General features: G+C 51.0%; 9 protein-coding genes. All 9 read left to right on the top strand.

The window, feature by feature from the left end; genetic code table 11:
- Position 1 precedes the first annotated feature (1 nt).
- Positions 2 to 562: a ribosome recycling factor gene (frr, locus tag N4599_RS00665; protein ID WP_062812545.1), complete on the top strand. Its 561-nt coding sequence runs from the start codon at positions 2 to 4 to the stop codon at positions 560 to 562.
- Positions 563 to 829: 267 nt separating this feature from the next.
- Entirely contained in the window at positions 830 to 1,609 is a 780-nt protein-coding gene (locus N4599_RS00670; protein ID WP_062812546.1) for an isoprenyl transferase, read from the top strand.
- A gap of 14 nt (positions 1,610 to 1,623) precedes the next feature.
- A complete protein-coding gene (locus N4599_RS00675) occupies positions 1,624 to 2,409 on the top strand; it encodes a phosphatidate cytidylyltransferase (protein ID WP_191363504.1) in 786 nt (261 codons plus the stop codon).
- A 19-nt stretch (positions 2,410 to 2,428) separates the two neighbouring features.
- A complete protein-coding gene (gene rseP / locus N4599_RS00680; protein ID WP_191363505.1) occupies positions 2,429 to 3,703 on the top strand; it encodes an RIP metalloprotease RseP in 1,275 nt (424 codons plus the stop codon).
- A 19-nt stretch (positions 3,704 to 3,722) separates the two neighbouring features.
- Positions 3,723 to 5,459, top strand: coding sequence for a proline--tRNA ligase (locus N4599_RS00685; protein WP_062812547.1), 1,737 nt, complete (start codon positions 3,723 to 3,725; stop codon positions 5,457 to 5,459).
- 67 nt (positions 5,460 to 5,526) lie between these two features.
- Positions 5,527 to 9,861 (top strand): PolC-type DNA polymerase III, encoded by a 4,335-nt coding sequence (locus tag N4599_RS00690; protein WP_260900996.1) that lies wholly within the window; start codon positions 5,527 to 5,529, stop codon positions 9,859 to 9,861.
- A gap of 262 nt (positions 9,862 to 10,123) precedes the next feature.
- Positions 10,124 to 11,242, top strand: coding sequence for an exonuclease SbcCD subunit D (locus tag N4599_RS00695; protein WP_003711720.1), 1,119 nt, complete (start codon positions 10,124 to 10,126; stop codon positions 11,240 to 11,242).
- On the top strand, positions 11,242 to 14,346 hold the full coding sequence (locus tag N4599_RS00700; RefSeq protein ID WP_191363508.1) for an AAA family ATPase: 3,105 nt from the start codon (positions 11,242 to 11,244) through the stop codon (positions 14,344 to 14,346). Before N4599_RS00695 ends, N4599_RS00700 begins: the two co-directional genes overlap by 1 nt.
- Before the next feature lie 82 nt (positions 14,347 to 14,428).
- The gene (locus tag N4599_RS00705; protein ID WP_260902434.1) at positions 14,429 to 15,850 is read left to right on the top strand and encodes an APC family permease; all 1,422 of its coding nucleotides are present in this window, start codon (positions 14,429 to 14,431) and stop codon (positions 15,848 to 15,850) included.
- Positions 15,851 to 15,894: the final 44 nt, after the last annotated feature.

Here is a 15,894-nt window from a genome sequence, read left to right on the forward strand (position 1 = left end):
AATGGCATCAAGCAAAGAAATCTTAAACGATGCAAAACAGAAGATGAAGAAGTCGGGTGACGCGTTACAGCGGAGCCTGGCGGATATTCGGGCCGGGCAGGCCAATGCCAGCCTACTGAACTCAGTGAAGGTCGAATACTACGGAGCACCGACACCGTTAAACCAAGTGGCGTCGATTACGATTCCGGAAGCACGTCAATTGCTGATTACGCCATATGACGAGAGCATTCTGGAAGAAATTGAAAAATCAATTTACGCTTCGAACCTCGGCTTGACACCGCAGAACGACGGTAGTGCAATTCGGCTGATTATTCCGCAATTGACGGAAGACCGGCGAAAGGAACTGGTCAAGGACGTAAAGGCGGAATTAGAAAAGGCCAAGGTTGCTATCCGCAACGTTCGTCGTGAAGCCATGGATGACCTCAAGAAAGGGAACAAGAACGGCGATTTCAACGATGATGAATTCCATGATCTGGAAAAGCAGGTTCAAAACGAAACCGATGCTGGGATCAAGAATTTGGAAGACATCGCTGCGGCGAAGGAAAAAGAACTATTGCAATAACGTAATTAGTTGTGGAGGCCGAGGACTAACTCAGCCTCTTAGCTATTTTAAAGCTGAAAATGCACCAGCGTGGTAGCCAATTGGCGGGTCGAACACTGATAAAACAGGGCTTGACCACTCCCCAATAGACTAGCTGCGCGTCGATGGAGGTGGGACGACGAACTAGTCAGGCTTGTTCTGTCCCGCCCTCTTTCAAATTGTATTTTATTCGTAGGAGCTTTATAATAAATTAGCGTTTATTTTTGAATGGCAAAGACACGCTAATAGATGGAGGAAAAAAGATTGTTCGCAAAAAAGGATCCCGTTAGTGAAAACATGGCGATTGATATGGAGCGCATTCCTCACCATATCGCCATCATTATGGACGGCAATGGCCGGTGGGCGCAAAAACGCCACTTGCCACGGGTTGCGGGCCACAAGCAGGGAATGCAGACCGTGAAAACAATTACGATTGCGGCCAGTAATTTGGGGGTGAAGGTGCTCACCCTCTATGCCTTTTCGACCGAAAATTGGAAGCGGCCCTCAAGTGAGGTTAACTACCTCATGCAGTTACCAATCCGCTTCTTCTCGACCTTCGTGCCTGACCTGGTGAAGAATAATGTGCGGGTAATGGTGATGGGAGACATTCAGCGCCTCCCGGCCAAGACGCAGCAAGCGGTTAACGATGCGGTTGCGGATACGGCTAATTGTGACGGAATGGTGTTGAACTTTGCCCTTAATTACGGCAGCCGAGATGAAATTACCCGTGCCGTTCAGGAGGTGGCTGCTGCCGTTCAGGCGGGAACCATTTCCCCAGAGGCAATTGATGAGGAACTGGTTAGTCAGCACTTAATGACGGCACCGCTTGGTGAATTCGCTGACCCGGATTTATTGATTCGGACGAGTGGTGAAGAGCGAATCAGTAATTTTCTTCTTTGGCAACTGGCGTATAGTGAATTAGAATTCGTCCCCGAACACTGGCCGGACTTTGACGCGGAGTCGTTAAAGCGGGCAATTATAGAATTTCAGGGACGCCACCGGCGGTTCGGTGGTTTAAAAAATGAATAGGAGCGGGTGGTAACGTGAAAACGAGAATTATTACTGCAGTAATTGCCCTGGCAATTTTTATTCCACTGATTGTCTACGGCGGCTGGCCACTGACGATTGCTGCACTTGCTTTGGGAATTGTTGCAATTTCTGAAGTATTAGTCATGAAAAAGATGTTTTTGATTTCCTTTGAGGCCATTATCAGTTATCTGGGGGTGGCGCTGCTAATCCTGCCAGACAGTTGGCTGGACTTTCTCCCTAGTGTGGCAACCCGGTGGTTCGGCTTCTATGTCTTAGTGGTCCTCTTACTGCTGCACACTGTAATTCGCAAGCAGCGCTTTACCTTTGACGACGCTGGGGTGTTGACCCTGGCAATGTTATATGTTGGGATGGGCTTCCACTACTTTGTTGTTGCCCGGGCAGTTAACTTCCAGACCCTGTTATACGGAATGCTGATTGTTTGGCTGACTGACAGTGGTGCTTACCTGATTGGCCGTAAAATCGGCAAGAATAAGCTGGCCCCGCGAATCAGCCCTAATAAGAGCTGGGAAGGTTCTGTTGGTGGAACGGTGGCCGCAACAATTATTCTAGCGGTCTACCTCTACTTCTTCCCGGTGGGCGATGGTTTTATCACGATGATTATACTGACCCTGATTCTTTCAATCATGGGCCAGTTAGGAGACCTGATTGAGTCTTCGCTGAAACGCTACTACGGCGTTAAGGATTCGGGTAAGATTCTTCCGGGCCACGGGGGAATCTTGGATCGTTTTGATAGTATGCTGATTGTGATGCCGATGTTGCACTTAGCAGGGATTATTTAATAGCTAAGGAAGGGATTCAGTGATAGTCACAATTATTACCTTTATTCTAGTATTTGGGATTCTGGTCCTGGTACACGAATATGGACACTACTATTTTGCTAAGCGTGCGGGGATCCTAGTACGGGAGTTTTCTATCGGGATGGGGCCGAAGATTTGGTGGACCCGCAAGAATGGAACAACGTATACCGTGCGGCTATTACCCGTGGGTGGCTATGTCCGCCTAGCCGGCAGTGATGACGAAGACGAGGATGAATTGCGGCCGGGGACCCCGTTAACCCTGCAGTTAAACCAGGACGATCAGGTAGTTACGATTAACGCTAGCTCCAAGGCGACGCTTTTCCAGGGCATCCCGATGCAGCTGGTTGCTAGTGACCTGGTGGATGGGCTCTGGGTGAAGGGCTATGTTAACGGTGATGAAAGTGAACTGAAGACCTACCCGGTGAATCATGATGCGATGGTGGTTGAACATAATGGGACCGTTGTGCAAATCGCACCGCGGGATGTGCAGTTTCGCTCTGCCAGCCTGCCTGCGCGGATGATGACGAATTTTGCGGGGCCGATGAATAACTTTATCTTGTCGTTGCTGGTATTTATTATCCTGGGCTTTACCCTTACGGGGGTACCCACTAACAGCAACCAAATCGGCAAGGTCAATGCAGGCTCTGTTGCGGCGAAGGCCGGGCTAGTCGCGGGGGATCGGATCACTAAAGTTAACAGTACGAAAGTTGCTAACTGGGCCGAACTAGCGACTAACCTTTCTAGCAAACCGAACCAACAGGTAAAGTTGACATACACCCATAAGGGGGAAACAAAGACGACCACCGTGCGTCCGCAGGCAGTTAAGCAGGGGAAAGAAACGGTGGGTCAGATTGGAATCCTCGAACAACAGGAGAAGGGCATTCGGGCCCGGCTCATGTTCGGCTGGCAGCAATTCATTCAGGCCGGCACGCTAATTTTTGCGGTCCTCGGTCACATGTTTACCCATGGTTTTAGCCTGAATGATTTAGGCGGTCCGGTTGCTATTTATGCGGGAACTTCACAGGCAACCGCGCTGGGAGTTAATGGTGTTTTGAACTTCTTGGCGCTCCTGTCGATCAACCTGGGGATCGTTAACCTGCTGCCGATTCCGGCACTAGACGGTGGGAAGCTGCTGTTAAATATTATCGAAGCAGTAATCAGGCGGCCAATTCCGGAAAAGGCTGAAGGAATTGTGACGATGCTTGGTTTTATGATACTATTAGTATTGATGATTTTAGTTACTTGGAACGATATCCAACGGTATTTCATTCGGTAGCTAGTAAAGGAGAAGCATTATGAAGCAGTCAAAATTGTTGATTCCTACTAAAAAGGAAAATCCAAGTGATGCGGAAGCGCTCAGTCACATTATGATGGAACGGGCCGGCTACATTTACCAAATTTCGGCCGGTGTTTGGGCCTACCTGCCACTGGCTTACCGGGTCATCCGGAAAATCCACCAGATCATGCACGAAGAGATGGAAAAGGCGGGGGCCTTTCAGATGGAAACACCGTCAATGCTGCCGGCTGACCTTTGGAAGCAGACCGGGCGGTATGAGGCTTATGGTGATACCCTCTACAAGTTTAAGGACCACAACGACCGAGAATATATTTTAGGACCAACCGATGAGGAAGCAATGACTGAAATCCTCCGCGATAGTGTTAAGTCCTATAAGAAGTTGCCGCTGGTCGTTTACCAAATTACCGATAAGTTTCGGAACGAACCGCGGCCACGGTATGGGGTCCTCCGGGGCAAAGAGTTCTCCATGCTGGATGCTTACTCCTTTGCCGCCGACGAAGAGGGACTAGACGAGGCCTACCAGGCGCAAGCTCAAGCCTACCGTAATATTTTTGACCGGGCCGGGCTAAGTTACAAGGTAATCTTAGCTGATTCCGGGACAATCGGTGGGGACAACTCGCAGGAGTTCTCCGCACCGGCTGAAATTGGTGAGGACGTGATTGTCTACACCGATGGCGGCTATGCGGCGAACCTGGAAAAGGCAACATCCAAGTTTGATGCTGTCCAGCAGACGGCTGAACCAAAGGAACTGGAAAAGAAAGCCACGCCGGGTGCCCACACCGTCGACGAAGCCTGTGCAAGCCTGGGGGTTGACCAGGGACAGATGATTAAGTCAATGCTCTACATGGCTAAGATGGGTGAGGATGATTACCAACCAGTAATGGTCCTGATGCGCGGTAACGACGAGGTTAACGAAACAAAGGTCGAGAATGCCCTTGACTGTGACGAATTGGAACTGGCTTCTGAAGAGGACGCTGTTAAGTACCTCGGTGCCCACCCTGGGTCCCTGGGGCCTGTCGGGGTCGGCGAAGACGTCAAGATTTTAGCTGACAACTACGTTAAGGTGCTAGTCAACATGGCCTGTGGCGCCAATGATGATGGTCACCACTACGTTAATGCCAACATTGACCGCGATTTCCGGGTAGACGAGTTCAGTGACTTCCGTAACGTTCAGGAAGGCGAAATTGCTCCAGACGGCTACCCAATCAAGTTCACCAACGGAATTGAAATTGGTCATATCTTTAAGCTGGGGACTGGCTATTCCAAGAAGCTCGGCGCGCAGGTGCTGGATAAAAACGGCCGCCTCGTGGACATGATTATGGGCTGTTATGGAATCGGGGTTACCCGGATGCTTTCTGCGGTGGCCGAACAAAATGCCGACGAAAACGGGTTGGTATGGCCAGACAGCATTGCACCGTTTGATGTTCACGTCATTCCGGTAAATGCAAAGAAGGATGAGCAGATGACCATGGCAAACGAGTTGGAGCAGCAACTGACTGCGGCTGGCTACGAAGTCCTGGTTGATGACCGGAAGGAACGGGCCGGGGTTAAATTTGCTGACTCTGACCTGATTGGGATTCCGCTGCGAGTCACGATTGGTAAGAAGGCCGCTGACGGCATTGTCGAAGTTAAAATCCGTAAGACCGGTGAAACCCTTGAAGTCAAGCAGGAAGAGCTGGTTAATACGGTTGGAATCTTATTGAAGCAGCTAGATAAGCAAACGAGCAACGATTAATAAAAATGTGGTGCGAACACTAAAAATCGAACGCACCACATTTTTTAGCTAGGAGGAGCGAAGAGTAGTGGCGCTAAATCGACAAGAGTTATTTGAAAAATTACTGGAGCAGGTCCACTTTCCGGAAAAGGGCAACCCGGCGTTCAAGGGGGCAGCCGTCCAGTCAGTGGTTGTTCACAAGAATAGCCGTCGTTGGGAATTCCACCTCATCTTGCGGCGGCCGCTATCCCTCAACCTGTTCAAGGAACTTTACCAGGCGGTCCGGGTTGGCTTTAAAGACATTGCCGAAGTCGACCTGCAAATTAGCAGTCCCACGACTGAGGTCGACCCTAAACTGGTGGCCGATTATTGGGAGTACGTTATCCAGCATGGCGCTGTGGATTCACCAATGTTACGGCAGGCCTGCCTAGAGACGGTGCCGGAAGTCCGCGACGGTCGGGTGACCATCGTGGTCGAGAACGAGATCATTAAGGAGCGGTTAACGCAGCAGTCGCTATCGGCAATCGAGGCGGGTTACCAGCAGCTGGGCTTCCCCCGCTTTAAAATTCACCCCTTTGTCGACCAGTCGGCCTCCCAGGCAAAGATTAAGGAGCTGCGGGAAAAGCACGAGGCTGCGGATGCTGTGCTGGCGGCCAAGGCAATGGCGCAAATTAAAAAGAAAAACGCGACCCACAAGCAAAAAGCAGCTGTTCAGCCAGCAGATGGTCCGGCACAACTCGGCCGGGTTATCAATGATAAACTTGATGTTGTTCAGATGAAGGATATTCAGGGGGAAGAACGGTCGGTAGTGGTCGAAGGCTATGTCTTTAACACTGAGGTTCGTGAACTCCGGTCGGGCCGCCAGCTACTGACCTTTGAAATCACTGACTACACCTCATCATTTGCAGTTAAGAAATTCTCCCGGAACAGTGATGAGGAAGCCCAGTTTGCAAATATTAAACCGGGGATGTGGCTTAAAGTCCGAGGGCCGGTCCAGGAAGATACCTGGATGCACGACCTGGTGATCAATGCCTATGATATCAACCAGGTGAGCCACCAGGAACGTCAGGACCAGGCACCGGCTGATGAAAAGCGGATTGAACTGCACACCCACACAGAGATGAGTCAGATGGATGCCACCAATTCCATCACGGAAATTGCTAAGCAGGCCAGCAAGTGGGGCCAACCGGCAATCGCGGTAACGGATCATGGTAACGTCCAGGCCTTCCCGGAAGCCTATAAGGCGGGGAAGAAGTTCAAGCTCAAGATGATTTACGGGATGGAAGCCAACGTGGTTGATGATGGGGTCCCACTGGTTTACAACGAAAACCATGCCCAGCTCAAGGATAATACTTACGTCATCTTTGACGTGGAAACGACCGGTCTATCCGCAATTTACGACAAGGTAATCGAGCTGTCCGCGGTCAAGATGAAGAACGGTGAAGTCCTGGCACGCTTTGATGAGTTTATTGATCCTGGTTTCCCGCTCTCCGAACAGACGACCAACTTGACCAGCATTACTGATGAGATGGTCCGGGGTTCGAAGACCGAAGAAGAAGTCTTTAAGATGTTTAAGGACTTTTGCCAGGGGACGATCATTGCCGGGCATAACGTTTCTTTTGATATGGGCTTTATGAATACCGGTTACCGGCGTCACCAGATGGAGGAGATTACCGAGCCCGTGATTGACACTTTGCCACTGGCGCGCTTCCTATATCCCAATATGCGTGGTTACCGCTTAAATACCCTGAGTAAGAAATTCAAGGTGGCCCTTGAGCACCACCACCGTGCCAATTATGATGCTGAGGCGACTGGGCACCTCCTTTACAAGTTCCTCAAGGATGCCGAGAAGCGGTATGAAATTCGCTACGTTGATGACCTGAACCAGCACATGGCGGAAAACGATGCTTATAAGCACGCCCGGCCGTTCCACGTGACCCTGCTTGCACAGACGCAGGCGGGTTTGAAGAACCTCTTTAAACTGGTTTCCCTGTCCAACGTCCGCTACTTCCACCGGGTTCCACGGATCCCCCGGACGGTGCTGACCAAGTACCGGGAAGGCCTTCTTCTGGGGACAGCCTGTTCCTCTGGCGAAGTCTTTACCGCAATGATGGAAAAGGGGTATCCGGAGGCGCTCAAGAAGGCGCGTTACTATGACTATATCGAAATTCAGCCCCGGCCCAACTATGCCCCGCTGCTGGAAACACACGTGATTGCGGATCGTGATCACCTTGACGACATCCTGCAAAATATGGTTAAGTTGGGAACGGAGCTCAAGAAGCCGGTCGTTGCGACGGGGGATGTTCACTACATCAACCCGCATGATGGGATTTACCGGCGAATTTTAATTAATTCACAGGGGGGTGCCAACCCGCTTAACCGGACGAGGCGGCCAGACGTCCACTTCCGCACGACTGATGAGATGTTGGAGGAATTTAGCTTTCTCGGTGAAGACACCGCTAAGCAGGTGGTGGTCGATAATAGCCATGCGATTGCGGATATGATTGCTGACGATATTCGGCCGGTCAAGGACAAGCTGTACACGCCGCACATGAAGGGTGCTGAGCAGGAAATTCAAGACCGGACATGGAATACTGCCAAGGCCTGGTACGGTAACCCGTTGCCTAAGATTGTCAAGGACCGGGTGGAACTGGAGCTAAACAGTATCGTTAAGAACGGGTTCTCGGTTATTTACCTGATTGCCCAGCGACTGGTAGCCAAGTCCAATAAGGACGGGTACCTGGTTGGGTCCCGGGGATCAGTTGGTTCGAGTGTGGTTGCAACCTTGTCGGGGATTACCGAGGTTAACCCGCTGCCACCGCACTACCGCTGTCCGAAGTGCCAGTTTGCCCACTTCTACACGAAAGGGGAATACAGCTCCGGCTTTGACTTGCCAGAGAAGAAGTGCCCGAAGTGTGGGACCCTGCTGGTGAAGGACGGTCACGATATTCCTTTCCAAACCTTCTTGGGATTCAAAGGAAACAAGGTGCCGGATATCGATTTGAACTTCTCCGGAGACTACCAGCCAATCGCCCACAACTACATGAAGGTATTGTTCGGCGAGGAGAACGTTTTCCGGGCCGGGACGATTGGAACGGTTGCCGATAAGACTGCCTATGGTTATGTTAAGGCTTTCGAGCGGGATAACGATGTTCAGTTCCGGGGAGCTGAGGAGGACCGTCTCTCCCAGGGCGCAACTGGGGTCAAACGGACGACCGGTCAGCACCCGGCGGGGATTATTATTGTGCCCGATGATATGGATATTTACGATTTCACCCCGGTTCAATACCCGGCCGATGACCAAAATGCGGCCTGGGAAACGACCCACTTCGATTTCCACTCGATTCACGATAACATCTTGAAGATGGATATCCTGGGCCACGATGACCCGACGATGATTCGGGCCCTGCAAGACCTTTCCGGGATTGATCCGAAGACGATTCCAATGAATGATCCGGGCGTGATGGCCCTCTTCTCGAGCCCGAAGATTTTGGGGGTAACCGAGGAGCAGATTCAGAGTAAGACTGGGACCCTTGGCTTGCCTGAATTCGGGACCCGCTTTGTCCGGGGGATGTTGGATGACACCCACCCGAAGAACTACTCCCAACTGTTGCAGATTTCCGGTCTTTCCCACGGGACCGGGGTGTGGCTGGATAACGCCCAGGAGCTGATTAAGGAGGGGACCGCGACGATTGCCAACGTAATCGGTTGTCGTGATAACATTATGACCGACTTGATCCACTACGGCCTGGACTCGGAAACTTCTTTCCAGGTGATGGAACATGTTCGAAAGGGCCGGGGGATCCCTGATGAATGGCAAAGCAAGATGCTAAAGGTCGGGGTGCCGCAGTGGTACCTGGATTCATGTTTGAAGATTAAGTACATGTTCCCGCGGGCGCACGCGGCCGCTTATGTTTTAATGGCCCTGCGGATTGCCTACTTTAAGGTTTATTTCCCGCTGGTTTACTACTGCGCCTTCTTTTCTGTCCGGGCTGACGACTTTGATATTGTTGCCATGGCTCACGGGAAAGAGGCAGTCAAAGCGCGGATGGCGGAAATTAGCAATAAAGGCAACGATGCCAGTGCTAAGGAGAAGAGTCTGTTAACGATCCTTGAACTGGCGAACGAGATGCTGGAGCGGGGCTTTAAGTTTAAGATGGTCGACCTGGAACGGTCCGACGCGTCAAACTGGCTGATTGACGGCGATTCTTTGATTGCACCATTCCGTGCAATTCCTGGTTTGGGTCTGAGCGTGGCAAAGCAAATTGTGGCGGCGCGGGAAGAGCGGCCATTCCTTTCAAAGGAAGAGCTGGCTGACCGGGGAAAGGTTTCCCAGACGCTCATCGATTTTATGACGGAGAACCATGTTATTGACCAATTACCGGATAGCAATCAGCTCGACCTGTTTTCTGACTTGGGTTAAAATACGAAAATAATTATAGCTGCCTTGCTGCCCTCGTTATGGGGCAACAAAGGGGCAAAAATGAGAGGCTGGGAACCACTCCAGCCTCTTTGCTATTTTAAAGGTAATAAAATGCTACAACGCAGTAGCTGGCAGCTTAAATAGGCTAGCGCTGACCCTTATTATTTTAAAAGGATTGAGTTCCAGGATTAATTATAGTATCATCAATACGAACGTATGTTTTGGATGAGCGGGGAAGTTCACCCGCAAAGAGGAGGATACAATGCGCTTTTTACATACTGCTGATTGGCATATTGGCAAGACTTTGAATGAATTCAGTTTGTTGGAAGACCAGCAGGCAGTGTTTGCCCAAATCGAACAAATCGCTCAGCAAGAGCAGGTAGATGCAGTTGTGGTGGCGGGGGATCTTTACGACCGGAGTATCCCCAGTGAGGCAGCTGTGAAGGAGTTGAATGGGATGCTACGGCGCCTTAATTTAACAGACCACTTCCCAGTGCTGGCAATCAGTGGCAACCATGACTCGGCCACCCGCCTTAGCACGGGAGCTGACTGGTTTGCCCGCAGCTCATTTTATTTGAACACGGACCTGGCAAGCGCTTTTACCCCGGTGACTATTAAGGATACCCAGTTTTTCCTGCTGCCGTTTTTTGGCATTCAGGCCGTGCGGAACTACTTTCATGATGAGCGCATTAAAACCGTCAATGACGCAATGGAGAGAATTGTGGCAGAAATGCAGAAGGCTTTTTTAGCCGATAAGCACCATGTCCTGGTAGCGCACTTCTTTGCCGCGGGCAGTCAGCGCACTGCTGATTCCGAAACGCTGATTGAAGTTGGCGGCCTGAGTGCTGTGGCGACTTCCCTGTTAGCACCGTTTGATTACGTGGCGTTGGGACACCTCCATAACCGAAATGCCTTGAACGAAGAGCGCATTAAGTATAGTGGTTCGCCATTGAAGTTCTCGGTTTCAGAGGCGCGACAAGAAAAGGGAGTCTGGTTGGTTGATACGGACCCGTTTGCAGTTCAGTGGCTTCCCCTGGAGCCGCTTCATGATATTACGCTCTTAAAGGCCAGCTTTAAGGAACTGATGGCTAATGCTAAGGGCTATCCGGCAACGGATTTCTACGACATTGAGTTAACAGACTGGGAGCGGATTCCTGATGTGTTGAATAAGTTGCGGACAGTTTTTCCTAAAATCGTTAGTCTCCATCGCACCCACCAGGCTCAGCAATTGGCACTGAACCCTCAAAAGCATCGGGTGACAGAATCACCGTTGGACTTGCTGGCTGATTTTTATTCCCAGACTTTAGGAGGCAAGTTAAGTCCGGCGCAGTATCGATGGGCGGAGGAAGCCCTCACCGAGGCCACTAAGGAGGAACAGTAATGCGTCCATTAAAGTTAGAATTACAGTACTTTGGCCCCTACGAGCACGAAACAGTAGATTTTACCCAGTTTCCTGACCAGTCGTTATTTTTGGTGGCGGGGAACACTGGGGCCGGCAAAACAACCATCTTTGATGCCATGTGCTATGCCCTTTTTGGTCAAACGACCAGCGATCGTGACCGGTCAGCGGCAGCGTTGCGGTCAGATTTTGCCCCTGCCGACCAGGAGACCCGGGTCACGTTTACCTTTACCCACCAGGGAAAGGATTACCAAATTATGCGACGGCCCAAGCAGGTTCTGAAAGGACGTCGCGGTAACCTTGTTGAGCATAACCAGGCGGTCAGCCTGCGTTATCCACTCACTGGTAATCAGCCGCAAGAGATCACTAAAATCAAGGAAGCCGATACCTTCATCGGTGACTTGCTAAACCTGACACGGGACCAGTTTAAGCAGATTGTCTTACTACCGCAGGGGAAATTTCGCCAGTTTTTAGATTCGGATAGCAATACCAAGGAACGCCTCCTGCGGGATTTGTTCAATACCGGTCGCTATGCGCGGTGGACTCAGGCTCTGCGGGAAAAGCTAAGTCAACGTAAAAAGGGGATAGAAGTTCAACAAACTAAACTCCAGTCGCTTAAAGAAAATGTTCCTGACATTGATGCCGGAGTCAATACAACCGAATGGCTCCACCGTGTTAAGGGGCGGGTCACGGAATTAAATGAAGAATTGGCAGTAAAAAATGCCCAGGAACGTCGGCAGCAAGGAGTTATCAAGGACCTTACTGATCGTTTACACACGGAGAAGGAGCTAGCGGCCAACCTGGCAGCCTTGGCCCAGCTGAAAAAAGCGGCTACCCAATTAGCTAGCCGCAGGGCGGAACTCACGACTGTTGAAAAACGGGTTGCCGACTTGGAATGGTTCCAGGAACACCAAACGGACTACCAACGGTGGCACGATGGTCAAAACCAACTTGCCAAACTTGATCAGGGCTACCAGCAGGCTACCGACCTCCTCGCTGACCTAACTGACCAGCAAGGGCAACTACAAGGCGAAGAAGAAGCGGTTCAAGGACAGCAGCCTGAAATTGACCAGCTTCACGAACGTTGCCTGACGTTGCAGCGTCAGTTGCCATTATTTGCGGAAGCTGATCGTCTGGCAGCTGAGCTTTCTCAGGCGACAACAGACTACCAGCAGCAACGGCAAAAGCAGGAGAATAGGCAACAATTATTGGCAGTTAAACAGGACCAGTTGAAAGAACTGGATCAGCAGTTGACTGCCCATAAGGATTTAGCGCAACGTCGACTGGACCTTACAAAGCAGCTAAGCCAGCAGGAAAAACTGGCAGCGGAGGGTGAGCGGCTTGACCAGTTGCTCCTGGAGCGTGACCGGCAACAAGAACGCCAGCAGGAGCTAGCAGCCAGTCTTACCCGGAGCACGGAGGCGGCGAAGGAGGCAACTGCAACGTTAACTGACTTGGACGATCGTTTTGCACGCCAGCAAATTGCGCGGCTTGCAAGGAAGCTCAAGCCGGGGACTCCCTGTCCGGTTTGCGGCTCGTTAGATCACCCGCACTTGGCAGTGCCCGCTGAGGATACGGGAACACTGGTTACTGAAGAGGACGTCGAGACGGCTACCAAAGCTGCCCAAAAACAGCAACAGACAGTTGTGCACTATCAGGAACAACTGGCGACGGCACGCCAACAAGTGAAGAAATTGGACCAGCAGCTAACGGCTAGTCAGGCTACGGTAGCCCAGCTGCTGTCCGCGGATAGTTTGCCCGCCGGTTGGCAGCAGCTGATTGCTGACCGCCAGCAGCAACTGACGACAGCTGACCATGACCTGCGGAAGCTAGAGGGGGCGGTTCAAGAATGGCAGCAGCAGGCAACGGAGCTTCGTCAGAAGATAGCCGCTGATCAGCCAGCTATTCAACAGCTGACTACTGAATTAGCAGCTACCCAGCAGGAGCTCATTAGGAAGCAGACCGTCCTGCAGGAAAAACGGGGCCAGCTACCAGCCGACCTGGCAACGGAACAAGCTGCCCAGAAACAGTTAAGCAAGTGGCAAACGCGGGTTGCCGAGTTCGAACAGCAGGAAAAAAGAATTCAAGGCCAGCTCCAGAATGTCCGGCAGGATTTGGCAGCTGCCCAGAGTCGGGCAGGACAGTTTAAGCACGACGCTAGCGAATTGAGACAGACCCAGGTCCAACGCCGTGCTGACTTAGTAGGACGATTAGCAGAGCGTGATTCGCAGCTTGGCTGGGCCTTCTGGCAAGAATCAGCGGAGCACTTAGTCCAGCTGCCCAAACTGCGCCAGCAAGTCAAGGACTTTCACGACCAGCTTCGTGACAACCAAGTCCAGCAAGAACACCTGCGGGACTTGGTTGCTGATCAGCCAACACCCGACTTAACGGCACGGCGGGCCCAGCTTGCAGCAGCCCAGCAGCAAGCGGCTGACCAGCAACAATCAATTGGTCAGCTAAAAAGTCGGCTAACTGCACTTCAAGACAACCAGCAGAAGGTAGTTAAACTGTTGGCCCAGACAGATAAAGCCGATGAGCAGGTAAACCAGTTGCAGACACTGACAGATGTGATTGCCGGCAACACGGAGAACCATCTCAGCTTAGAGCGCTACGTGCTCCAGGCCTATTTCCAGGACGTCCTGGAAGCTGCAAATGTTCAACTGGCACGGCTGACCAATGGCCGCTACCAGTTTGAATTAGCTACCGAAAGTCACGGTGCGGGGGCCAAGTGGAGTGGGCTTGAGGTCAACGTTTATGACGACAATGCAGGCAAGACTAGGAGTGCCCGGACACTCTCTGGCGGAGAGAGCTTTATGGCCTCGTTAGCCTTGGCCCTCGCCCTCTGTCAAATCATTCAGGAGCAGAGTGGCGGCATCAGTATCGATGCTCTTTTTATCGACGAGGGCTTTGGCTCGCTGGATCAGCAAGCGCTTGCTGATGCTTTGCAGGCATTACAAGAACTAGAGGGTCACCGGATGATCGGCATTATCAGCCACGTTACAGAATTAGAGGACCAGATTCCTGACCAGCTGCTGGTCCGTTCATTAAACGGGCGGAGTACAGTCAGCTACCAGCACGAATTATAAATTTGCAACATCGTAGAAATAACCCCGTTTGTTGGGGATAAGAGTGCTACAATTAAAATAATTATAAGATTTAGGGGTTATTATTATTTCTAATAATACAAAGCCCAAAAAGCTCTCATTTATTTCAATCTATTTTCTGGGCATTAATGGGGTAATTGGTTCAGGAACTTTCCTCTTGCCTTCCGTCATCTATCGTTATATGAACCTCTCGGCCGTTCTGGTGTTATTGTGTACTGCCCTGACGGTTTCGCTGATTGCGCTATGCTATGCGGACCTAGCCAGCCGGTTTACCGGTTTGGGTGCTGCCTGGTTATATTCCTACCATGCTTTTGGCCGTTTTACCGGCTATGAGTTAGGAATCTTTACCTGGTTCCTCGGCTGCTGTACTCTTTCCGCCGAAATCGTTGCTCTGCTGACGACCATGAAGAGTTTCCTGCCAGTATTTGATAATCGCCTGGTGTACTATGCCGCTGCCTTTGGGTTGATTATCCTGTTTGCGGTAATTAACTTCTTCGGCCGCAGTCTCGTTAAGGCAGTCAATAATTTATCCGCCGCTGTTAAGATTTTGACCCTGCTGGTTTTTATTATCGTGGGGGTCTTCTTCGTCCATGGCGCTAATTATTCACCGGTAATTCCGGCTGCGGCCCTGACGGGGGCTGGTCCTTTTCTGAAACACTTTGGGGCGGCCTTCACGCCGATTTTCTACCTGTTTACCGGCTTTTCATTCCTGCCGATTGCCGCTAAACAGATGAAGAACCCAGAGAAGAATATTCCCCGGGTCTTGGTGGCAGTGATGGTTAGTGTTACTATCTTAGACGCGTTAATGATGCTAGTGGCGATTGGTATTTCTGGTCACCACTTAGCTGGGTATTCGACTCCGCTAGCGAATGCGTTTGGTACCGCAATTGGGAAGTGGGGCTACTCGCTGATTATTGTCGGAATGCTGGTCAGCATCTTTGGGGTGGCCTTCAGCGCTTCGTTTAATACACCATCGCTGGTAGCTTCCCTAACAAATGAACACGGGATGCTGCCCAAGGCCTTTGGGAAGAAGAACAAGCACGATGCGCCATGGGTCGGAATCCTATTGACGGCAGCACTGTCAATTGCCTTTTCTAATCAAAGCTACTTATTCTTGGTATCATGTACGGTGTTAGCCTCCTTTATTCAGTATGTGCCATCGATTTTGGCGGTTGTCAAGTTTACGCACAGCAATGAGTATCCAACTCACGGCTTTAAGCTGCCAGGGCGGTATTTAATCCCCGCCTTTGCATTGTTGGTATCATGTTACATGGTTACCAACTTTACCACTGAAACACTGCTGCTGGGGACCTTTGTTGCCCTCCTGACTGCGGCAGCCTACTTCTTCATTCAACGGGACGAGGAAGCGGATAAACGGCATGCTCAGTTTCTTGCAGCCTTAAACAGGGGAAAAAGAAAAGTGACTGACTTGTACTTCATGGCCGGTCATGATACAATAACTATGGTAAATAACTCGTTGGAGTGAGCAGCAATGCTCGCTCTTTTTATTGCAAATAATATGGAGGTGAG

The organism is Limosilactobacillus oris (assembly GCF_025311495.1).
GTDB lineage: Bacteria > Bacillota > Bacilli > Lactobacillales > Lactobacillaceae > Limosilactobacillus > Limosilactobacillus oris_A.